Consider the following 21,318-nt stretch of genomic DNA (forward strand, 5'->3'; position numbering starts at 1 on the left):
AAACGCAAATGAATAATCAGTACAATATCTGTGTAATTGATGATGATAATATCTATCAATACACGATTTCAAAAACAATAAAAGCGTATAATCTAGCCAAAGATATTTTAGTTTTTTCTGACGGTGAAGAGGCCTTAGATTTTTTTATACGTAATCTTGATCACAGTGAAAACCTTCCAGATATTGTTCTGTTAGATATTAACATGCCTATCATGGATGGGTTTCAATTCATGGAAGAGTATATCAAAATAAAGCCTAAAGTGGGTAAAAAGATCCTTATTTATATGGTGTCGTCTTCAGTAGATTCAAAAGACATTGAAAGAGCCAAAAGAATCTCGGGAGTTTCCGATTACATCATTAAGCCTATAAAACCAGGAGAACTTATTTTAATAATAAATTCTTTTCAAAATGACATGAACGAACTGTAATTTCTACCGGTACTTATTTCTTGAAATGAAGCCTTAATTCTTTTTGCGCCTATTGATACATGCCAAAAAGTTCTTCTAGTTTTTTTGTCCGATACTCAAAAATTTCTTCCAATTTAGGAAGCACTAGTATCGGATGAACCAACTGACCTAAAATACCCATCGGGACTTTATAGTCTATAATGTCTTCCATCTCTACACCTCCTTCAATTTCTTTAATAAAATGTTTGTGATGCCAAAGCGCATAAGGTCCAAAACGTTGCTCGTCTACAAAATATTCACCTTCTCGAACATGTGTGATTTCTGTAACCCACGTAGTCTTAATACCTAACACAGGAGTGACAATGTACTGTATAATTTGTCCTGCATACATAGGCCTATCGGCACCAGACACAATGTTAAATCCCATATAACTTGGTGTGATCACTTTAAGATTTTTAGGATCCGATAAAAAATTCCACGCTTGGGTTTTAGTAATCGGTAAGTTTTGTTTTTTATGCAATCGGTAAATTTTCATAGGTATGTGACTAATTGTTTAATAAAATATAGGCGTTAAGCGAGGTTGCAATTATAAGCCAAACCATATATGGCAATAGTAAATAACTTAAATTCTGTAGTTGTTGTTTGTAGTTAAAGAAGAAGTAAAAGACGACCACAGTTAAGGCAATAATGGTAACGAGCCCCAAAAAGACCAAGTGTTGATTGAAAAAAACATAATTCCAAATCACATTTAAAAAGACTTGAAGTATGAACAATCCTTTCAATTTTGGAGTCGTTACTTTCCGAAATAAATAAACCAAGTAGATGGAAAAACAAATCATGATCAATGTCCAAGCAACGCCAAATGCCCAGCCTGGTGGTGTCCAAGGAGCTTGATTTAAACTTGTGTACCAATCAGATAATGGACTATTCCCCATTAGCCAACTTCCAAGCGCTAAGCCTCCAAAATTGATAATTAAAAAAAGAACTAAAGGTTTTAATAGCTTCATTTTAATAAATTTAAAATTTGTAGTTGTTTCATCTCGTTATTCTTTCTGAAAATAAATTTTTAAATACGTTTTTTTCCGAAGTAACAATACATAATTACATATGTACTTCCTAAGATAGGTAATTATTCGAGGATGTTTTACGGTAAATTAACTTTATTCGTTGGAGTCTCATTTCTGAAACTTAAGTATTAGATTTAATGTGTAGGTTTGTTTTACTATATAATTAGGTGTGTATAAATACCATTTGTAAACGAATAGCTTTTGTATGAAGGATGCGAACAAAGAAACGAAACGAAGTAAGAAACCTTGGCCAACCAAAAAGGCTATGGAGCAGGTGTATGCAATGAAACTTTGGGGCGATAATAATTCCAATTTTTATTCTGGTGAAGGTTCGCATCATCCCGACATCGTTACGCCATATATTGAAACAGTACGAGCTTTTTTAACTTCATTTGAGAATCCTTTGGTAGTGTGCGATCTAGGCTGTGGCGACTTCAATATTGGAAAGGAATTGCTGCGTCACACAAAGAAGTATATCGCCATAGACATTGTAACAGACCTTATTAAACATAACAAAGAAACGTTTAAAGCAAATAATTTAGAGTTTCATTGTTTAGATATTGCGGTAGATCAATTGCCTGCTGCCGATTGTGCCGTATTGCGACAAGTATTGCAACATTTGTCCAATGCTGAAATTCAAAACATACTAGATAAGTTAGCTGCTTTTAAATATGTCATTGTAACCGAGCACATTCCTGAAGGTGATTTTATTCCAAACAAAGAAATCATTTCCGGACAAGGAATACGACTAAAAAAACAAAGTGGAGTACAGCTTACCGCACCTCCATTTCATTTAAAAGTAAAAGAAGAGAGACAACTAATAGCACTTTCTTTACCGAGTTTTAAAGGAATGATTGTAACGACATTGTATCGAATGTTTTAAAATAAGTTGAGGTTAAAAGACTTTATTGAAGGGACTTTGCTACAGTTTTTATGAAATATTTCCTTCGGAAGTAGCCACAAAAGGATCATGGGTAATACCCTCATTAATATCCTTATATTATTTGTTTCTGAAGGTTTTCCGAAGTGAAAAATATTACGATTTAGTACTGATAGGTTTTGTCAAAGCTTTAATCATTCCTGTGAAGATTAGTCCATGAAAAGGAAGTACTAGATACCAGTACAGTCTACCTGCCAATCCTAAAGGTCTAAAGGTCGCCGTTTGAACTAACTTGTTTTCAACCATCCTGAATTCAAGCCAGGCTTCTCCAGGTAATTTCATTTCAGCAAAAAGGAGTAAACGCCCCTCATTTTTATCGGCGTACAATACCCTCCAAAAATCGAGCGCATCTCCAGCATTTAAAGAATCTTCAGACGTTCGTCCTCTTCTTAATCCGACGCCGGCAACCAGTTTGTCTATAAAACCTCTAAAGCGCCATAAAATGTTACCGTAATACCAACCGTTTTCGCCTCCAATACTCCAAATTTTGTGAATACAATCCTCTCTATTCGGAACCGCGCGTTCTCGCACGTCTCGAAAACAACCAAACGTTGGGACTTCAATAAACTCAGAAATATTAAAACTGGAATCACTGCTTACAAAGGCGTCTTTCCAGCTAGAAACTACTTCATTTCGTTCAATTTTACTGAAAGCTCTCTCTAACGCTTTTTGATAACTAATCGGATTTACGTCAACAATTTTGTTGATGTCATTATTTCGGCAGATGACTTCTATTTTCATACTATTAACAAGCGCAACAGCCAGTTTGTACGAGGTTGAGGTTACGAAATACAACCAATACGAAGAAAGTTTTGGTGTCATCACCGGAACAATATAAATAGATCGTTTTAGGTTTCTAATACGGCCTAATTCTAAAAGCATCTCCTTGTATGATAGGATATCAGGTCCTCCAATATCAAAATCTTTATTAAAGGTATCTTTATTAAAAATTGTTTTAGAAAGAAAACTGATAACATCCGATATTCCTATGGGCTGACATCTCGTATTTAGCCATTTCGGAGTAATCATAATGGGGAGTTTTTCAACCAAATCTCGCATGATTTCAAAAGAAGCACTTCCCGAACCAATAATGATTCCGGCTCTAAGTGTTGTGAAATTATAGGTTCCTTTGCCAAGCTCTATTTCAACATTTTTTCTTGATGTTAAGTGTTTCGATAAGGCCGATTCATTTATGATTCCACTCAAATACACCACATGCTGCACGTTGGTTTTAGCGAGTGCATTTCTAAAATTAATAGCAGATTCTTGCTCAAGCTTTTCATAATCTGAAGAAGCCGCCATAGAGTGTACTAAGTAATAAGCACCCTCAATATCCTTTGGTATTACGTCTAACGAGGCCTTGTCGAGTAAATCAAACTCAATAATCGTAATTCTTGATTTTAAAGATTCAGGAGGCGCAAATCTGTTGCGATCTCGCACGCCACAAATGACCTCATGTCCATTGTCGATTAAAACAGGAAGAAGTCGTTTCCCAATATATCCAGAAGCACCTGTGAGTAGTATTTTCATAGCATTTTTTCAAAACCTAAGATAGGCAATTATTTAATCAATAGAGACGAATACAACAGCTACTGTGTTGCAAATACTATTTATTTATGAATGTATTTTTTTCTGAATTGCATCGGAGTTAGGGTTGTTTTTGCCTTGAATAGTTTTGAAAAATAGGAGTAATCAGAAAAATCTAGCTTGTTCGCAATGGTTGTTAAAGAATCATCCGAATGCACAATCAATCTCTTTGCCTCTAAAATGATGCGTTCAGAAATAAGGTCAGACGTCGTTTTGTTTATGGTTCCTTTTACAACCCTATTGAGATGTTTAGTGGTAATATGTAGCTGGTTCGCATAAAACTTAGGGAACTTCTCAACCTGAAAGTGCTTGTTAATTAATACTTCAAGCTTTTCAAATAACATTAAATAGTTGGATGAAAAATGTTCTTCTACTTCAATGTTTGTGGTGTATTCTCTCGTTAGGTTTATGTAGATGATATTCAAGAGGCTCACCATTTTTAACGTTCTAAATGTGTTGTCTTGAACATACTCTTCATAAATATCGTGAAATTGAGCACTCAAAGTATGTGTTTTGGTTTGAGATACTTCTAAAACGGGGGAATTCAGAAAAGAAGAGAAAAACGGAAACGAATTCAATTTGTGTTCTAGAAAATATAGCTCGTAAAACTCTTGAGAATGGAACAGGATATACCCTTCAGGAGGAGTGTCAAATGTCCAAAAGTGAGTTTGTCCAGGTCTTAAAAAGAAAACCTTTCCAGGACTTATTTTATAAGAGTTGAAATCAACTTCATGCGTGCCACTACCTTCTGTAAATACCACACACAAGTAAAAATTATGTTTGTGAGGCCTATTTATTAAAGACTTGTTTAATGCAATATGATTGGAAAATGTGTTTACATAGAACTCGTTTACAGGTTCAGACTCTTGAAATTGCTTTATTTTTAGGATTGGGATCTTCATGTAAAATGTCCTAAAAGTACAAAAACTAGCGTTAAAACTATAAGATTAATCATTCTGGGCACCACTAACTTTGTTGTATCCTTAAATAGTAATGGTATGAGTAGTATTGTAGATGTGCTAAAATGTAAATGTCCTAATTGTAGTAAAGGCGATATGTTTACTACGAGTGGAAATATTTTTCTGTTTAAAATCCCAAAAATGAATACACGCTGTACAGAGTGTGATTACAAATTTGAAATCGAAACAGGTTTCTTTATCGGTGCCATGTTTGTTAGTTATGCGCTCGCAGCCGCCGAGATGATCACAAGTCTAGTAGTCTTTTGGTACTTTATAAGTTTGTCTCCACTAACGGTGTTTTTAATTATAGGAGTCGTGGCAATACTCTCCAGTACCTTAAATTTTAGGCTCTCAAGATCAATTTGGGTGTATCTATTCTATCAGAAACAAATTCAGTAGTATGTATTGAGTTTATTAATTACACATAGACTACTTGTTTTTGCTTTTCCAGTCTTCGTAGCACTGGTCTAAAAATGCCATACCTTCTTTCTTGTACTCATCTGTAAAGATGGTAAAATGATCACCTGGGTAATATTCAAATACGATACTAGCGTCTAGTTTTTTCATTTCTTCCTCTAATAATTGAACAGCATGGTGTAAATGAAAGTTATCGCTTGTGCCAATTGAAATTCTAATTTTATTAGAAAGATCGTCCTTCAGGGTGCTCCAATTTTCTCGCAATAGAATAGATAGATCATATCGTTTCCATAGCGGAAGCGCATCCTTGTTTATATCGCCAGAGGGGATATTTGTCAATCTAACTCTTTCACCATTTTTGTCATACCCTCCAAAAACAGCATCGAAAGAGCGTAATTGAGAACCTCTGTAAATGACGTTTTCGGTTCTGTAAAAATCTTTCGCACTTATTACTGGGAATCTACCAGCGATGGTAACATCGGCCAATAAGGTGCCCGATTCATCGTAAAACATATTTGTAGCTTCGTAAATATTTTTGTTTTGGTAATTTCTAAAATCTACCTGATCTGGCGAACTAGACCAAGCACCTGCAAATGTTTTTGGATACTTTACCTGTAGCCAAAGACTTGTCCATCCTCCGCTACTATGACCGTGCAATAAAAAGGCGCTATTGGTTCTATATGTTTCATTTAAAGCAGGAATCAATTCTTTAACAAGTGCATCACCCCAAGGGCCATTCACATCACTATTGGCATAGGTAGAGTGCCCTTCAAAACAGTTTCCATCCAAATACACCACAATACTAGGTTCTCCGCCTACTTCCTCTAAAAAGGTGCTATAACCAGAATGTAATTTATAATTTGCACCAAATCCAAAGATGGAAAAGATCACAGGATACTTTTTGTCAGGTTGCTCGTAGTATTCTTTCGGTAATTTTACCGCAGCATTTACAAACATATCCTTTTTATGAAACGCACTTAGCAGTTTCGATTTTATACTAATATCTTTTAAAAATTTGGTTTCCTTAAGTTCTATAGGTTCAATAACTTTCGTTGCTTTAATTGCAAAGGTTTTGTCAAAATCTTTGGTCAAATCAACGCGAATCGGTTCAGAATAAAGATTCCCTGTGCTTTTTCCAATGGTAGCATCTCCAAGATTCAAATCAAATACGGCCTGTACATAATAGGTTCCTCGTTCAATATTTGACAATTCAACTGGATATGAAATAGAAGTATCGTTAAAAGTTACAGTCTCGTTTGCCTTTACATTATTTACAGTCACTCTATAAAGGGGTGTCAATTCTAGTCCGACAAATATGTTCTTTGGAGCCTTGTTTTCCTTTGAAAGGTAGAGAATAACATTTCCCGAAAAATCTTCTTTAAGCAAGTCGGAAGCATAACTAACTTCAAAAACTTGCGCATTCGAATGGAATCCGAAAACTAAAAATAGAATGCTAAAAAGGAATGATTTTTTCATAGAAATGATTTTTTAAATTTAACAGCAAGAATGAATTGTGACACTAGACTTGATGTGTTGAATTTACAAATTTTATTTCAGTTCCAGTTGCATTTTGCCACAAGCGCTTCCGAAGAGCGGAAGAACCACTTTTTAACCACATAAAAATGCACCACATTCATAAAAATCTACTCCAAAAATACGATTCGCAAATGCAATCTTTCCGAAGTAATAAACGCAAATCATTGAATGCTCCTCATCGTTTAAAAAATGTATTTTCCTGTTTTACTAGCGATTAGTTCCATATTATCCGCAAGTGCACTATTTATAGAGTATCTTTGCCGCAGTAGTATGCATCTTTTGCAATCCTCATCACTTCGCACGATTTCAGCTAATTACTAAGCGTATATTTTTTTAGTAGGGCGTGACCACAGGGGTCGGGCTTTCCGTTTCAATTCCTCGCACCTCCTTTGTCGGGCTGCGGGATTTACACTGCTATCCCTCACGCAACTTTTTACAGACAGAATAGTAAAACATTAAATTTCAATTAAGAAAGAAAGCAATGAATTCAGAGCTCCAAGTAATTAAACCAGAACCAATTAAAGTTGGCGCAAAAGAAGTAACATTGTTTCAAGATGGTACCGATGTTAAGAGTACCATTAAAACCTTAGAAGCGGGTAACTTTGTAGTAATAGAAGGGTTTTATAGCGACGGATTGCTACTTCTTAAAGAATTGAAAAATCATCTTCGAAAAAAATTACCGAACACTTCTTTTAAAGAACAACGCGAATATCGCTCTGTATATCGCACCCTTTCAAACCTTATTCTAATAGAAGTCGTAGCTCATAATCTAACAGTTAAAAAAGCACCGTCTATTGGTTGGTTGGAAAAATTATACACAGAAACTAGTGATTTCTATTTGTCGTTTCCTCAAATTCAAGGCTTAAATAGTTCTTGGCAATGGCATAAAAAAGGAATTTCAATTCCAGTATTGCGAAATAAAATGCACCCGTATTATGGGACTTATTTCCCAACGCGTTTTGATCATTTAATCCTTTTCGATAACTGGCTAAAGCGCTACAACGGATCGAAAAAAACGGCGATCGATGTCGGAATTGGAAGTGGAGTACTTTCGTTTCTAATGATAAAACATGGTTTTCAGAAAGTTTTTGGTACCGATGCAAATCCCAATGCCATTATCGGACTCTCAGATTTTATGGGAGAAACAAAGCTGTCTAGAAAAATAGAATTAGATTTTGGACATCTTTTTGGCGTTTGGGAAAAGCAAACAGAATTAATTGTTTTTAATCCGCCGTGGTTTCCAGAATCGCATGCGCCAGATAGTAACGACGAAGCTATTTACTACAATGATACGTTATTCCCAGACTTCTTTTCCGAAGCGAAAAAAAGACTATTACCAGACGGGAAGCTCGTAATTATTTTTTCTAATTTGGCACAAATCTCAAAGGCAACAAAAGCCCATCCCATCGAGAAGGAACTTGCTGAAGGAGGAAGGTTTCAATTGGAAATATGTTACACGAAAACAGTGAAAGCTGCTTCAGAAAAAACGAAAAGAGACCAAAACTGGCGTTCTTCCGAAGAAGTAGAACTTTGGGTGCTGACCCATTAATCACATTTTGAAAACCTATAGCGTCGAATCCTAGGAGTTTACGAAGCATTTCAATTGAGCCTTGTGATGTATAAAAGAGTGATATTTCAATCAATTTCTTTGTAGAGAACTCTATCTTTGCAGCATGCAATCTAAACTGCTTTTAGTTACGCCACCGTTTACTCAGTTAAACACAGCTTATCCGGCAACCGCTTATCTCAAGGGGTTTTTGGAGGCGCATGAGGTGTCTGTTTCTCATTGCGATTTAAGTATCGAACTTTTTACAGCAATTTTTAAAAGTGACTTTCTGCGTTCCATTTTTCAGGAAGCAGACGACTTAGGGAACGATGAATATGCTGAGGTTCGCAAGATGAAAGAGCAATACATTTCTAGGGTGGATGTGGTGATTGGTTTTCTTCAAAAGCAAGACATTGAAACCGCAAAAAAGATTCTTGAAACGGGGTTTTTACCCTTAGGGCATAGATTGCTAAAAGTGAATACTGAAATTAAATGGGAAGACGGTGAAATTGGCGTTATCGATAAAGCGAAACATTTCGGAACTCTTTTTATTGAAGAAATAGGAGATTTTATCCAGGCCAATGTGGATGAATTTTTTGCATTTACAAAATACGCCGAACAAATTGCGACGTCAGCAAGTAGTTTTGATCAATTAGATGAGTTATTGAGCTATCAGCCTACACTTATCGAAGATGAAATGATGAACATTTTAGAAGCACAACTTATAGAAAACGCTCCTAACTTGGTTTGTTTTACCATTCCATTTCCAGGGAATTTATTTTCAGCCCTACGCTGTGCTCAATTTATTAAACAATTTTTTCCAGACATTCGTGTTGCTTTTGGAGGCGGTTATTGTAATACCGAACTACGCTCTCTAGAAGATCCTAGGGTTTTTGAGTTTATCGATTTTATATCCTTAGATGATGGGGAAGGGCCGTTGCTGAAAATGGTAGATTACATCGAAGGGAAAGTAGCCATAAATGAACTGGAACGAACCTTCGTACTAGAAAATAACAAAGTAGTTTACAAGAATAAACTTCCGAATACCATCTACCATCATAGAGACTTACCGGCACCCGATTATTCAGGTTTGCCGTTCGATAAATACGTGTCTTTTCTAGATGTTGTAAATCCGATGCACCGAATGTGGACCGATGCTAGATGGAATAAATTAACGATTTCTCATGGTTGTTACTGGAAGCAATGTTCGTTTTGCGATGTGAACTTAGATTATATAGGCAATTACCAAAATACAACTGCAGAGGCGTTGGTCGCCAAAATTGAAAAAATAGTAGCAGACACAGGAATTACAGGGTTTCATTTTGTGGATGAAGCTGCGCCTCCCAAAATGTTAAGGGCATTATCGAATAAATTGATAGAAAAAAATATCACTATTACGTGGTGGACCAACATTCGATTCGAAAAAACATTCGATTTTGAATTGTGTCAATTAATGGCGAAATCGGGTTGTATCGCTGTAACAGGTGGGTTAGAAGTCGCTTCAGACCGATTGCTCGCTAAGATGAAAAAGGGAGTGGACATTGCACAAGTCACAAGAGTAACGCATAATTTTTCTCAAAATAATATCATGGTGCATGCGTACCTTATGTATGGATTTCCGACTCAAACGGAGCAAGAAACCATCGACTCACTCGAAGTTGTGCGACAATTGTTTGAAAGAAACTGTATTCAATCTGCTTTTTGGCATCAGTTCACCACAACTGTTCATAGTCCGATAGGTAAAAACCCAGAAGCGTTTGGAATAAAAATAACAGGGCCCGTTTTTAAAGGATTTGCCCAAAATGATTTATACCACAAAGATCCTCAAGGCGCCAACCATCCAAAATATACGAAAGGATTAAATCTAGCCTTGCATAATTATTTAAACAAGGCTGGATTTGACGAAGAGTTGCAAAACTGGTTTGATTTTCCAGTTCTTCCAACGCTTCATTCTGAAGGATTAATCGAAAGTTTTTTGTCTAATGAGGGAATCTCTAAAGCCATCTAAAACCGACTTTTTACATTACTTTTTCGGCTAAATATTTCTGAACTTCATACACGTCAATACTTTTATTGAACTTTTTACTCACCGAAGGAATATTTTCGCTCGAGATCCAAATTTTTAGTTCAGCATCTAAATCGAAAGTCCCAGAAGTTTCTAATGAAAATCTAGAAATGCTTTTATACGGCATAGATTTATATTCAATTTTACTTCCTGTAAGACCTTGAACATCTATGAGGATTAACCGTTTGTTTGTGAACATGAACGTGTCACGTAATAATTTAAATCCTAATTCGATTGTTTCATTGTCAAGTAAAAGGCGTCCGTATTTTTCATTAAGTTTTTCAGACGATACTTCACTTGCGTTTCCTAACAATTTATTCAGTAATCCCATAGTCGTTTTTTTAGTTTAAGTTCTGTTTAAATACTCAACGAGTTAAAATAGTTTTTCACTTGAGAAATGTGTTTCTCTTTAGCTTCAGCAGATAACCAACTTGCTTCAAAAGCATTCATAGCCATTTGTTGTAACTGATTTTTATCTAAATCTAAAGCTTTGGCTGTTTGGTAATAATTTTCATTCATATAACCTCCAAAATACGCAGGATCGTCTGAATGAATGGTCGCTAAAATTCCTTTTTCAAGCATTTTTGCCACCGGATGGTCTTCCATTTTCTGAATCACTTTGAGTTCTAAATTACTCAGCGGACACAAGGTTAATGGAATGTTTTCATCCAGTAATCGTTGCACCAACGCATCATCTTCCAAACATCGGTTTCCGTGGTCTAATCGAACCACCTTTAAGAGATCGAGTGCTTCCCAAATATAATCGGAAGGACCTTCCTCACCAGCATGCGCTACTAATTTGTAACCATGATCTGCAGAAGCTTTAAATACGTTGATAAACTTACTCGGCGGGTTTCCTAGTTCAGAAGAGTCTAATCCAACACCATCAATCCAATGTTTGAAGGGGAGAGAAGCTTCAAGGGTTTCAAATGCCGCCTCTTCGCTTAAATGTCGAAGGTATGACATGATGAGCTTGTAGGACATATTTAGTTTTTCCTCAGCATTCTCAAGCGCTTTGTGGATCCCATTAATAACCACTTCAAAAGGAACTCCTCTATCGGTATGCGTTTGCGGATCGAAAAAGATTTCTACATGCACCACATTTTCACTGTGAACTTTTTGCAAATATGCCCACGTTAAATCATAAAAATCTTGTTCGTGGAGGAGTACTTGCGCACCAATGTAATAGATGTCTAAAAACTCCTGAAGATTATTAAATTTATACGCCTTCTTCAACGATTCGATAGAGTCATAGTCCAAGGCTATAGCATTCCTATTGGCTATTTCGAACATGAGTTCAGGTTCAAAACTTCCTTCAATATGTAAATGAAGTTCTGCTTTAGGGATGCCCTTGATAATTTTTTTCAGAATAGATGATTCCATAGAATGTAAAATTTGGGGATGATGAATGAAGGAGGCTAACTTAAAGGTAAAGCCTTGCTATTAGCAATTTGTTTCAGAAATGCTTCGTTACTGCAAAATAGTTAAATATAGGTAAAACGCAAAAGACAAAAGTAATGTAGTTTCAAGAGTTATAAGTGGGTTTCAAGAAAACGACTAGCCATTATTGCTAAGGCTAAGCGCTATCGGGATATACTGTTGTGTCCTTCGTTTTTAGAGTTTCATAAACTTCATCAAAAACATTAGGTCTGTCGGCAAGAACAATCAAAATATCTTTTGCTTCAATTTTTGTCAACCCATTCGGAATGATATAGCTCTCATTTCTTCTTATCATGGCTATAATTGCATTCTTTGGAAAGCCTAATTCCACAATTTTCTTATCTACAGCAAAGCAGTTAGCGGTGATTAAAACTTCCTTCATTTCTGCTTTGGGGTTTTCAGCCATTAGCAAATCAGTAGCGGTTTGTTTTTTAGCTTTTTCGGGCAAACCTACATGCAACCATTTGGCGACTACAGAAAGTGTAGTACCTTGAATTAATATAGACGTAACTGAAATAAAAAATACAATATTGAAAATCATATTCGCTTTGTCAATTCCTGCCAAAAGGGGATAGGTAGCAAACACAATAGGCACAGCGCCGCGCAATCCAACCCAAGAAATGTAAAACCTCCTTCTCAGTTTCATTTTAAAAAACATAAGACTGAGAAATACACCAATAGGTCTCGCAATAAGTATTAGAAAAATAGAAATAAGCAATCCTATTCCCATGTATGGAATAATTTGAGACGGAAAAACAAGAAGGCCTAGGGTAAGGAATAGCACAATTTGCATCAACCAAGCCAATCCATCAAACATTTTTAAAATGGTCTTTTTGTGAATTAAATCTTGGTTTCCTAAGTAAACCGCACAGATGTAAATGGCAAGAAACCCGTTTCCACCTAAAAAATCGGTAGCAGAAAATGTAATAAACATCAATGCAATTACGAGCACAGGATAGAGCCCTTCAAAGTCAAGTTTTATTTTGTTTATAATGTATCTACTAAGCAATCCAAAGGCAAACCCTAAGATTCCACCCAAAATCATTTGTTGTAAAAACAAGGGAATGATAGATAAAAAACTTTTGTCCTGATTAATTACTAGGGTTAGAAAAGCAATCGTCAACACATACGCCATCGGGTCGTTACTTCCACTTTCTAACTCTAATGTAGGTCTTAGATTTGTTTTTAAAGCCAAACTTTTAGAACGCAAAATTGAAAATACGGCAGCGGCATCTGTAGACGATACGATGGATCCTAACAACAGACTTTCATAAATGGTAAAATCGGTAATGAGCCAAACAAAAGTCCCCAGCGAAACAGCGGTCAATAAAACTCCTAATGTTGAGAGGGCAATTCCTTCCCAAAGAATTGGTTTTACACCTTTCCAGCTGGTATCCAATCCCCCAGAAAACAAAATGAAATTCAATGAAACAATACCAATAAATTGTGCAAGCTTCGGATCGTCAAAGCGAATGCCTCCAATTCCGTCAGAACCTGCTAACATTCCAATTCCTAAAAAGAGTAATAAGGTTGGAACGCCAAATTTATAAGAAGTCTTACCTGCGAAAATACTTACTAGAAGTAATAAAGAGCCGACTAATAGTATGTTTTCGATGGTTAAATTCATTCTTCGTTTTCAAATTTTTAACCCCCTAAAGGTACAGTTTCAAAATTAAAAATGAAGATAAAAGTTGAAGGTTGATTGTTAAAAAAATAACTAAATCGCCTTCTTATTCAATGTTTCGAAATTATGAGTATTTTGGAGTTTGATTCTAAGAAGACTTTTTTTTTAAGATAGTAAAGACTTTTACGACTAAGAATTTATCTAACTAATTTTTACCTATGGCAGTTCAAGATATTATAAACTATTCGTATAAAGATATTTTTTCGTTGCGTGTTGTTCAATTTGAAAAAGCCTGTGTTTTTAATAAGCCAGAACAGGTGAGTAACTATAGCATCTACTGGATTAAAAAAGGAAAAGGAGTCTATAATATAGACTTTGAAAGCTATGAGTTTCAAGATAACGTTCTATTCTTTTTATCTCCTGGACAAGTGTTCTCAGTAGATTCCGAAGAAATAGAAGAAGCCTATCACTTAAGTTTTGTTCGAGATTTTTATTGCATTCAAACCCATGATAAAGAAGTTGCCTGCAATGGTATTCTTTTCAATAATATTTATGAAACCCCTTTTGTAAAGCCCTGTGAAAGAGATACACAAAAAATAGAATTCATTCTAGAGAGTTTAATAGAAGAGTTTAAAACTGAAGAAGCGGCGCAGTATGATATGCTTCAGGCGTATTTAAAACAATTTATTATTCACTCCGTTAGAGTGAAAAAAGAGAATCATATAATTAAAGAAGACACCGAAACCAAACTCTTCAAAGACTTTAGCGTATTGGTAGAACAAAACTTCAAAACGCTTCATTCGGTAACAGACTACGCCGCTAGATTGGGAATGTCGCCAAAATCGTTGACCAAACATTTCAGTAAAATAGGCACACAAACCCCTAGTAATTTTATCAAAAACCGAATCATTCTCGAAGCCAAACGTCAACTTATCTACACAGACGAAGCGGTAAAACAAATTGCATACGACCTCGGATTTAACGACTCGGCCTATTTTAGCCGATTTTTCACCAAAGCAACATCAAAATCTCCCTTACAGTTTAGAAAAGAACACTAGTTCTCCATTTTTTAATAATGAGTTGGGCGTGCCCCTAGGGTCAGGCTTTCCGTTGTATCTTTTTTTGCCCTATATGCCAGCAAAAAAAGGATGCCACTTCAATCCTTCACGCAAAAATCAACATTTCAAAAGCTTAAAAACCCTATAAAATGGGCAAGTCCAAGCATTAGGAACTTTTGTCCATTTTTAAAGGCTTCTTCTCGTCGCATCTTTGCACTGTAATTAATTAGTACTAGTAAAAACAACCCATATGAAAGCAACAGAAAACAATCAATGTCCAAATTGTTGGGGCTACCAAGTGTACGACGAGCAGAAGCCAGAACAACAAGTATGCGAATGCAAATAATAAAATAAGTAAAACAAAAAATAAAAACCAAAACTCCTTTCCATAGGAATTAAAAACAAAAATCATGAGTACAAGAATCGAAACATTAAATCCAGAAACAACCACAGGAAAATCGAAAGAGTTATTTAACGCAGTACAAAGCAAACTAGGATTCATTCCAAATTTGATAAAAGTATTCGGAAATTCTCCAGCGACTTTACAAACCTATTTAAGCTTAGGAGAGTTAACAGCAAGTGGAAACTTCAATAATAAATTTAGAGAGCAATTGGCATTGTCTATTGCAGAAGAAAACGAATGTAATTACTGTTTGTCGGCACACACTGCTATTGGTAAAATGAATGGCTTAACCGAAGAACAAACAGAATTAAGTCGTCAAGGAATTGCAGCAGATGAAAAAACACAAGCAGGACTACAGTTTGCGCAAGCAGTCACAAAAAACAGAGGTCAAGTTTCTTCAGAAGCCATTGAAGCAGTAAAAGAAGCAGGTTATAACGATGGCGATATTCTAGAAATCGTATTAAACGTAGTTTCTAACACACTTACAAACTACGTAAATCACATCGCAGAAACAGAAGTAGATTTTCCAAGTGTTGAAGCTGGAAAGTTTTCAGTAGCGGCAAACTAATTAGATAGAACAAGTAACTTAAAAACACAAAACAATGAAAAATTTAATAGCAGGATTATTTTTAGTAATATTCACATTTGTTGCACATGCGCAAGATGCAGCAACAAACAATGTACAAATAATTTCTTTAGAGCAAACGTTGGGTGAGTTTACACAAAAAACGTTGACAGTTAAAGAAGGAACATACATATTCGAAGTTTCAAATAACAATGCAGCACCAGAGGTTGGGTTGGTATTAATCGAAGCAGGAAAAGATGGTACAAATCCAGAAAATCATATTGCAGATGCGTATGTGTCTCAAATGGTAACACATGGTAAAACAGAATCTTCAAAACAAGTAGCTCTTACAAAAGGAACGTATCAATATTTCTGTCCTTTTAACAAAACTCCTCAATATACTTTAGTTGTTGAGTAGTACATAGTTGAAGTTTATTAGTTGGAAAAGCGAACCGTGAGGTTCGCTTTTTTTGTTTAACTCCTGCGAAATACTTTTTATTTAAACTTTCTTCTGTGCGCTATTATTTCCTCTCTTGTTATTGGAGTTTCTTTCACTAAATAATAAATTAGTTTTTTGTATACATAAAGCGTTTTTATGAATTGAAAATTTTCATCAAAGATGTCGTAATAGTCATAATCGTTATAACTATTTTGATATTCAAAAAGGTAATACTTTTCTCCTTTTTGAAAGTTTTTTTCAATTACATCTCTGCTCTCCTGAAACGTTTTATCAGTGTAAATTGATGAAGAGGTTATTTTTGTAAAACCTTCCATTTCAATGGTCGTTAAATTTGCTAATTCGCCATTTGGCTTCACTTCACCTATATGATTAGGGTTATGACGGGGGGCGTTTTCCTGATTAATGATTCTATGTTCTTGTAAATCGTATACAGCAAAATCATCTTTTTCATGATCCGAGATAGCTAGTTCATAAATTAAAAACCTATTATTTAGTACGTGAATCGGTTTCATTAATTTGGTGTAAAAGACAGGATTAACTCCATATCTCTCGTAGATTTCTACTAAGGCATCGTAAACTTCTTCCACAATATCGAGTTCTTCACTTGTTTCAGCGTACTTAAATGAGTTCTGGGTAAAATAGTTATCTCCGAAGACGCTAGCGCTTAAACTCACAGTAATTTCAGGTAAAGATTTGCCTTTTGTCGTATCTTTAATCTGAGGCAATTCGCCCCAGCCATCATTTTTAGTGTAGGCTGTCGTTCTTTGCACCTTGGCTAGTTCAGCTTCCAATTTTTCTTGCGGACTCACCTCTTTCTTTTTATAACGGTCATAAGTTTTAATGATGTCGATCATTTCTAATTCTGGCCATTCTAGGGTTTCTATTTCGGCATTGATTGCTATTTTTTCAATTTGCTTCCATATATCTTTAATTTTCTTAATACGCTTCTTTTTCGTTTCACGTGGAAGGTCTTTAAAGTTTTCTTCAGAAATATTTAAATGTATTTTAGGACCTGTAGGATCATCATACGACCAGTTAAAAAATTCATTCCATGTAGGAGGGCTTCCTGCTATTGTTGGACTTCTCATTAAACCTTCTCGCGCTATTAATAAATCGTCATCTTTAACAATATAGTTGAAATAGACTTGAACAGGAGTAACAGCTTCCTCGATAGAAACTAAGCCTACACTAGAACCTGTTACCGCAGTACCATCCCCAGCAATTCCAGCAATTTTCACTGAAAATTTTGTGGGACGTATGTCTAAGAAGCGCTTTTTTAAATCTGGATATTCTTCAAGTTGATTTAAAGTAATACTTCTTGGGGTATTTTCTATTATAACTTCATAACTCGAATTTCTAGCCCATTGCACCCCATACACTTCCATAGGTTCACCATAATAATCCCATACATTTATAGAAAGCGTATATTCTTTTAAGAAGCCATTTTTATCTGCGGCATCTATGGTTCCTCTATTCATAACGCCTGAAACCTTTAAATCACCCTTAAAGTGACCATTTGCATCTTTTTCTAATAGAACTTGGTTAAACCAATCAGCTTGCGCGTTTGTAAGGAAAGAAAAAAGGATAAGAGAAATTAAGGTGAATTTAATTTTCATTTTATAAGAATAAGTTAATAACAATTCAATAGTTCACAGAAGTAAGTTGCTAAATCATACATTTTTAAATCGATACTTATTGAGAATATTTGATGTTGAGAGAAGGCAATTCTTTTCTAAGCTTTTTGAGATCTTTCTCAACCTTTTTATGTGAATAGGGTCTGTACTTTTCACCTCCAACATAGATTTCCTTAAGATTTTTTAAACTTCTTAATTCTGTAGGTAAATCTTCGATTTTGGTGCCGTGCAAATTTAATACAGTTAGTTTTTTTAGGGCTCCTATTGATTTAGGAAGTTCTGTAAGAGAACTATATTGAAATTCTAATATTTCTAAGTTTTGTAATTCAGCTATTCGTTCAGATAATGCGAAACCCTCAGGAGGTCTTATGTTGTTTAATCCTAGGCCCTTTAAGTTTGTAAGGTTTAGGATCCCTTTGGGAATCTCATAGGATACATGGTCTATGTATAATTCTGTAAGCTTTGTAAGGTTGCCTAGATAGGGAATATCATCAGCATGATGATTTTGTTGCAACAATAATCTTTGAAGGTTTGTAAATTTTGATATGGATTTAGGATACTCATTTAGCTTTTTATTATTTTTAATATAAAGCAATCGCATAGAAGTATTTTTTCCAAGGCTTTCAGGTATTTTTGTAATTGAAGTGCCAGTTATTGCTACAATATCTAAATTGCCATTTTCAAAGATAATAGACGGAATTGAATGAATTTTAGTTCCCGAAATATTTAAATACGTAAGATTTAAATGATATTGTAGCGATTCAAAATCATCTCCCATCTTCTCTTCGGCACTGTTGTACTTCAATATCATATAATTCTCCTCATCCCAATACTTTAAGTATTTTTCTACATCATCAAATTGAGTTTTATAACGCTCTATCAAAAGGTAGTCCTCAAATTTTTGTTTTGTTGGAGATTTGAGAATTTCCGCTAAAACATCTATTGCTTCTTGTTCGTAATTTTGTTGTAAAATAAAGTAACGTGCTTCTCGTTCATTTTCTAAGCGTTCGAGAGTTTTAATTTTAGTGCCATTCCTTTTTTCGTATTTGGAAGTATCGTATAATGATACAGAGGCTTGGTCCTGATTTTTTTCAAACACATTTTGAATCTCGGTAAGCTTTAAATCTAGCTGCTCTCCTGTGTTTCTATAGACTTCAAATGATTCTGAATTTAGAACTTCCTCTGGAAGCATCAGTTTCAAGGTTTCAAATGATATTTTAGATTTTGTGTATTCTTCAGTATTAAAATAGGACAAAAAGAGCAATCCTTCTATTTTCGGATTAGAATGCCCTAAACGTTTCTTTACACTTTCTGACTTTTCAATGGCTTCGGAATAGTTTCCTGTTCTAAAATAACCTTCAGCTTTCGCAAATTCCTCTTTGGGTGTTTGCGCATATAAACTAACATTGATAAGGAGAAAGGGGATAATTTTAAGTAGGTACTTCGTAACGTTTTTTGGCATAGTAGATTTGTTCAGCGTTTTTTGAAAACCATAAAAAACTAAAATACTATTTTTATTTTAGTTTCAAAAAGTAGGGGAGGTCTTACAGGGATGGTTTTCTGTACGTTAAACGTGTATCAATTCAAATAGTACGGACTCTATATTTCATATAGCGGAAGTGATGAAATATTCGTTTTTTAGTACAAGTTGTTGTTAATCAGTGTAAGTAGCTGCTATTAGTTAGGCGTGTTGGAAGCTAGAATCAAAGCGTAGTCAATGAGACTACGCTAAATTTTAGCATTTTGAAGGGGTTTAAATTTTTTCAATAAATTTTAAAAACACTTCTTTATGACGCTCAAGATCTAGATTTGGAGATAGCGATGCTCTAATAATATAATCTTTATCTCCTTCTTTAGTGGTTCCTTGCGTCGAGGTCGCTGGAATGGTCCAGTAGCACCCAGACAACTGTCCGTAACTCACACAGTATTTACTTTCGTTTGGAATTTTTGTAATCATTAAATTGATCAACTTCAAATTCAAAGCTCTTTTATAGGCTTCTTTTTCTTCATCTGTGTTTCCTTTAGTAGGAAGATCTAATGAAAATACAGAAGGAGTAAATCCTTGTGCGGCTAATTCTTCAGAAACAAAATTAATTTTAGCTTCAGGCAGCGTCTCATGGATAAAGTTTACAAATTCACGCGTATTGGTGTAAGCATCTTTAATACGTTGATTCATGGACGGCAATTGCTTCCCTAGTATTTCATATTGAAGCGCAGTCGCCTCGTTGTCGCAAAGGGTTAAATGCGTCTCTATTTTTTGCATCAACGCTTTTGTTTTTTTATTCCCTACACAATACCCAGCAGTACATTGTCCGCCACTTGGAAATTTCGATCCACTAGCGAATGAGATGGTTCGAACCGTTGAAAGAATATCTTCCTCTCCTAAAAAATGAACATTCGGACAAAATGTTTGATCTAAAATAAAAACAGGGTCAATAGCAATTTCTCCATTTGCCGTTTTACGTTCCTGACTTAAAACTTCTTTTAATCTTTGAAGATCTGGAACTTCAACTCTTGGGTTTGTTGGGATTTCAGCAATGATATACGGGATGGCATCTTCAGTAGCAATTTTAGCTAAAACGACATCAATACTCTGGTTCATGTCGTTTCCGCCATCAACAGGTAGATCTACGATTTCAACATTGTCTAGACAAGCAGCAACACGTCTCGCTTGGTCATTAGTACCACCATAACAATTTGGAGGGACAATAATTTTAATCGCTTTTCCTTTATGATTTTCTATGGCATCGTCAATTAACCCCATTAAAATCGCATACTGAATGGATAGTCCGCTAGAGGCAACTAACGGTTTTAAAGAGGTGTTTGTAATCTCGTTAATTGATTGTAAAACCGCCGTTTTATTTGCTTCATTACTACTTGCTTTGACTTCGATAGGAGCGTTTGCAACAAGTGCTTTTAGAGCCACAAGCGCGTTGGCAGGTGTCATTGCAATCGTCTCTCTTCTTCGCACATGCTGAATGTCTGAAACATAGGTTTCATTTTGTGCTCCATTTACTAATAAAACACTTCCTAAGTGAGAATGAAGGTTAATATAAAAGTCAATATTGGCGTTGAGGTCGTAGGTAGTAATTTCATTTTGTTCTGAAATGAAAATAGTACTTCCATCAAACGTTGAAGAATTCTCCGCATTGTCAACTTTTTTCAACTCAAAATTATAACCGTAAACTCGCTTTATTTTTTCAGCATCAAAAGAGGTTGGTAATTCACCAGAATAAAGGATTTGAGTTTTTTTAGCAGCAAATAAATTTTTTCTTAGAATTGCCAAAACAGGAACCGTCTTTGAAGAAAAACTGATTACATTTTCTGGTTTTAGATTATTTAAGTGCGCAATTCCCCACTCTAACACACACGATAATGGGTGTCCTAATCGAATGTAATCGTATGCTGTGGGTAATTGATATAGTGCTTCTGAATCAGAATTATTGGTATTGTATAAGGTTTCAAACTGATCTAAAAATTGAGTTTTAGCCAATTTTTCATCATAAATATCTAATCGATGCGTCGTTGTGCTCAACCAACCTGTTGGCATATTTTCTAATACATCTTTAATATAATTTCGCATTTTAGTCTCTTTCATAATTTTCACCTT

General features: G+C 35.2%; 19 protein-coding genes. 8 read left to right on the forward strand and 11 right to left on the reverse strand.

The features are described from left to right. The first annotated feature begins 8 nt into the window (after nucleotides 1-8). Entirely contained in the window at nucleotides 9-428 is a 420-nt protein-coding gene (locus BLQ00_RS12155; protein WP_093144567.1) for a response regulator, read from the forward strand. A 49-nt stretch (nucleotides 429-477) separates the two neighbouring features. On the opposite strand, the gene BLQ00_RS12160 is transcribed toward BLQ00_RS12155, so the two are convergent. Further along, nucleotides 478-942, reverse strand: coding sequence for an SRPBCC family protein (locus BLQ00_RS12160; RefSeq protein WP_093144568.1), 465 nt, complete (start codon nucleotides 940-942; stop codon nucleotides 478-480). 10 nt (nucleotides 943-952) lie between these two features. Then, nucleotides 953-1,414 carry a TspO/MBR family protein gene (locus BLQ00_RS12165; protein WP_093144569.1) on the reverse strand — a complete coding sequence of 154 codons (462 nt, stop codon included), beginning with the start codon at nucleotides 1,412-1,414 and terminating at the stop codon, nucleotides 953-955. A 265-nt stretch (nucleotides 1,415-1,679) separates the two neighbouring features. Here BLQ00_RS12165 and BLQ00_RS12170 point away from each other — a divergent pair, with 265 nt between their 5' ends. Further along, nucleotides 1,680-2,357 carry a class I SAM-dependent methyltransferase gene (locus tag BLQ00_RS12170; RefSeq protein WP_093144570.1) on the forward strand — a complete coding sequence of 226 codons (678 nt, stop codon included), beginning with the start codon at nucleotides 1,680-1,682 and terminating at the stop codon, nucleotides 2,355-2,357. A gap of 153 nt (nucleotides 2,358-2,510) precedes the next feature. On the opposite strand, the gene BLQ00_RS12175 is transcribed toward BLQ00_RS12170, so the two are convergent. Continuing rightward, on the reverse strand, nucleotides 2,511-3,944 hold the full coding sequence (locus BLQ00_RS12175; protein WP_093144571.1) for an SDR family oxidoreductase: 1,434 nt from the start codon (nucleotides 3,942-3,944) through the stop codon (nucleotides 2,511-2,513). An 80-nt stretch (nucleotides 3,945-4,024) separates the two neighbouring features. Then, a complete protein-coding gene (locus BLQ00_RS12180) occupies nucleotides 4,025-4,903 on the reverse strand; it encodes a helix-turn-helix domain-containing protein (RefSeq protein ID WP_093144572.1) in 879 nt (292 codons plus the stop codon). A gap of 96 nt (nucleotides 4,904-4,999) precedes the next feature. On the opposite strand from BLQ00_RS12180, the gene BLQ00_RS12185 reads away from it, so the two are divergent. Next, entirely contained in the window at nucleotides 5,000-5,359 is a 360-nt protein-coding gene (locus BLQ00_RS12185) for a DUF983 domain-containing protein (protein ID WP_093144573.1), read from the forward strand. Between the two features lie 30 nt (nucleotides 5,360-5,389). On the opposite strand, the gene BLQ00_RS12190 is transcribed toward BLQ00_RS12185, so the two are convergent. Further along, nucleotides 5,390-6,853, reverse strand: coding sequence for an alpha/beta hydrolase-fold protein (locus BLQ00_RS12190; protein ID WP_093144574.1), 1,464 nt, complete (start codon nucleotides 6,851-6,853; stop codon nucleotides 5,390-5,392). Between the two features lie 541 nt (nucleotides 6,854-7,394). Between BLQ00_RS12190 and BLQ00_RS12195 the strand changes: the two genes are divergently transcribed. Together BLQ00_RS12195 and BLQ00_RS12200 are read left to right on the forward strand one after the other, a co-directional pair. After that, nucleotides 7,395-8,462, forward strand: a complete 1,068-nt coding sequence (locus BLQ00_RS12195; RefSeq protein WP_093144575.1) for a methyltransferase — start codon at nucleotides 7,395-7,397, stop codon at nucleotides 8,460-8,462. A gap of 124 nt (nucleotides 8,463-8,586) precedes the next feature. Continuing rightward, entirely contained in the window at nucleotides 8,587-10,467 is a 1,881-nt protein-coding gene (locus BLQ00_RS12200) for a B12-binding domain-containing radical SAM protein (protein WP_093144576.1), read from the forward strand. A gap of 10 nt (nucleotides 10,468-10,477) precedes the next feature. On the opposite strand, the gene BLQ00_RS12205 is transcribed toward BLQ00_RS12200, so the two are convergent. The 3 genes from BLQ00_RS12205 to BLQ00_RS12215 all read right to left on the reverse strand — a co-directional run bounded on the left by BLQ00_RS12205 (nucleotide 10,478) and on the right by BLQ00_RS12215 (nucleotide 13,591). After that, nucleotides 10,478-10,855, reverse strand: a complete 378-nt coding sequence (locus tag BLQ00_RS12205) for a PH domain-containing protein (protein WP_093144577.1) — start codon at nucleotides 10,853-10,855, stop codon at nucleotides 10,478-10,480. A gap of 26 nt (nucleotides 10,856-10,881) precedes the next feature. Next, complete coding sequence (locus BLQ00_RS12210) at nucleotides 10,882-11,907, reverse strand: adenosine deaminase (RefSeq protein WP_093144578.1); 1,026 nt, start codon at nucleotides 11,905-11,907, stop codon at nucleotides 10,882-10,884. A gap of 193 nt (nucleotides 11,908-12,100) precedes the next feature. Further along, entirely contained in the window at nucleotides 12,101-13,591 is a 1,491-nt protein-coding gene (locus tag BLQ00_RS12215) for a potassium/proton antiporter (RefSeq protein WP_093144579.1), read from the reverse strand. Between the two features lie 215 nt (nucleotides 13,592-13,806). Between BLQ00_RS12215 and BLQ00_RS12220 the strand changes: the two genes are divergently transcribed. From BLQ00_RS12220 to BLQ00_RS12235, 3 genes are all read left to right on the forward strand, one after another. Continuing rightward, nucleotides 13,807-14,646, forward strand: a complete 840-nt coding sequence (locus BLQ00_RS12220) for a helix-turn-helix domain-containing protein (RefSeq protein WP_093144580.1) — start codon at nucleotides 13,807-13,809, stop codon at nucleotides 14,644-14,646. 410 nt (nucleotides 14,647-15,056) lie between these two features. Then, on the forward strand, nucleotides 15,057-15,617 hold the full coding sequence (locus BLQ00_RS12230; protein ID WP_093144582.1) for a carboxymuconolactone decarboxylase family protein: 561 nt from the start codon (nucleotides 15,057-15,059) through the stop codon (nucleotides 15,615-15,617). A gap of 34 nt (nucleotides 15,618-15,651) precedes the next feature. After that, nucleotides 15,652-16,032, forward strand: a complete 381-nt coding sequence (locus BLQ00_RS12235) for a cupredoxin domain-containing protein (protein WP_093144583.1) — start codon at nucleotides 15,652-15,654, stop codon at nucleotides 16,030-16,032. 77 nt (nucleotides 16,033-16,109) lie between these two features. Here the strand turns inward: BLQ00_RS12235 and BLQ00_RS12240 are convergent, their stop codons facing one another. From BLQ00_RS12240 to BLQ00_RS12250, 3 genes are all read right to left on the reverse strand, one after another. Next, complete coding sequence (locus BLQ00_RS12240; protein ID WP_093144584.1) at nucleotides 16,110-17,690, reverse strand: hypothetical protein; 1,581 nt, start codon at nucleotides 17,688-17,690, stop codon at nucleotides 16,110-16,112. A gap of 76 nt (nucleotides 17,691-17,766) precedes the next feature. Further along, on the reverse strand, nucleotides 17,767-19,170 hold the full coding sequence (locus BLQ00_RS12245) for a leucine-rich repeat domain-containing protein (RefSeq protein ID WP_093144585.1): 1,404 nt from the start codon (nucleotides 19,168-19,170) through the stop codon (nucleotides 17,767-17,769). A 291-nt stretch (nucleotides 19,171-19,461) separates the two neighbouring features. Continuing rightward, nucleotides 19,462-21,306, reverse strand: a complete 1,845-nt coding sequence (locus tag BLQ00_RS12250; protein WP_093144586.1) for a PLP-dependent aminotransferase family protein — start codon at nucleotides 21,304-21,306, stop codon at nucleotides 19,462-19,464. Nucleotides 21,307-21,318: the final 12 nt, after the last annotated feature.

Origin of the sequence: Ulvibacter litoralis, from assembly GCF_900102055.1 — a bacterium.
GTDB classification, from domain to species: Bacteria; Bacteroidota; Bacteroidia; order Flavobacteriales; family Flavobacteriaceae; genus Ulvibacter; species Ulvibacter litoralis.

What these genes read in the sequence shown, in the direction of transcription:
- BLQ00_RS12215 (WP_093144579.1), bottom strand. Translation starts at nt 13,591, where the DNA reads ATGAATTTAACCATCGAAAACATACTATTAGTCGGCTCTTTATTACTT.
- BLQ00_RS12155 (WP_093144567.1), top strand. Translation starts at nt 9, where the DNA reads ATGAATAATCAGTACAATATCTGTGTAATTGATGATGATAATATCTAT.
- BLQ00_RS12200 (WP_093144576.1), top strand. Translation starts at nt 8,587, where the DNA reads ATGCAATCTAAACTGCTTTTAGTTACGCCACCGTTTACTCAGTTAAAC.
- BLQ00_RS12185 (WP_093144573.1), top strand. Translation starts at nt 5,000, where the DNA reads ATGAGTAGTATTGTAGATGTGCTAAAATGTAAATGTCCTAATTGTAGT.
- BLQ00_RS12180 (WP_093144572.1), bottom strand. Translation starts at nt 4,903, where the DNA reads ATGAAGATCCCAATCCTAAAAATAAAGCAATTTCAAGAGTCTGAACCT.
- BLQ00_RS12230 (WP_093144582.1), top strand. Translation starts at nt 15,057, where the DNA reads ATGAGTACAAGAATCGAAACATTAAATCCAGAAACAACCACAGGAAAA.
- BLQ00_RS12240 (WP_093144584.1), bottom strand. Translation starts at nt 17,690, where the DNA reads ATGAAAATTAAATTCACCTTAATTTCTCTTATCCTTTTTTCTTTCCTT.
- BLQ00_RS12195 (WP_093144575.1), top strand. Translation starts at nt 7,395, where the DNA reads ATGAATTCAGAGCTCCAAGTAATTAAACCAGAACCAATTAAAGTTGGC.
- BLQ00_RS12235 (WP_093144583.1), top strand. Translation starts at nt 15,652, where the DNA reads ATGAAAAATTTAATAGCAGGATTATTTTTAGTAATATTCACATTTGTT.
- BLQ00_RS12210 (WP_093144578.1), bottom strand. Translation starts at nt 11,907, where the DNA reads ATGGAATCATCTATTCTGAAAAAAATTATCAAGGGCATCCCTAAAGCA.
- BLQ00_RS12245 (WP_093144585.1), bottom strand. Translation starts at nt 19,170, where the DNA reads ATGCCAAAAAACGTTACGAAGTACCTACTTAAAATTATCCCCTTTCTC.
- BLQ00_RS12165 (WP_093144569.1), bottom strand. Translation starts at nt 1,414, where the DNA reads ATGAAGCTATTAAAACCTTTAGTTCTTTTTTTAATTATCAATTTTGGA.
- BLQ00_RS12175 (WP_093144571.1), bottom strand. Translation starts at nt 3,944, where the DNA reads ATGAAAATACTACTCACAGGTGCTTCTGGATATATTGGGAAACGACTT.
- BLQ00_RS12250 (WP_093144586.1), bottom strand. Translation starts at nt 21,306, where the DNA reads ATGAAAGAGACTAAAATGCGAAATTATATTAAAGATGTATTAGAAAAT.
- BLQ00_RS12170 (WP_093144570.1), top strand. Translation starts at nt 1,680, where the DNA reads ATGAAGGATGCGAACAAAGAAACGAAACGAAGTAAGAAACCTTGGCCA.
- BLQ00_RS12160 (WP_093144568.1), bottom strand. Translation starts at nt 942, where the DNA reads ATGAAAATTTACCGATTGCATAAAAAACAAAACTTACCGATTACTAAA.
- BLQ00_RS12205 (WP_093144577.1), bottom strand. Translation starts at nt 10,855, where the DNA reads ATGGGATTACTGAATAAATTGTTAGGAAACGCAAGTGAAGTATCGTCT.
- BLQ00_RS12220 (WP_093144580.1), top strand. Translation starts at nt 13,807, where the DNA reads ATGGCAGTTCAAGATATTATAAACTATTCGTATAAAGATATTTTTTCG.
- BLQ00_RS12190 (WP_093144574.1), bottom strand. Translation starts at nt 6,853, where the DNA reads ATGAAAAAATCATTCCTTTTTAGCATTCTATTTTTAGTTTTCGGATTC.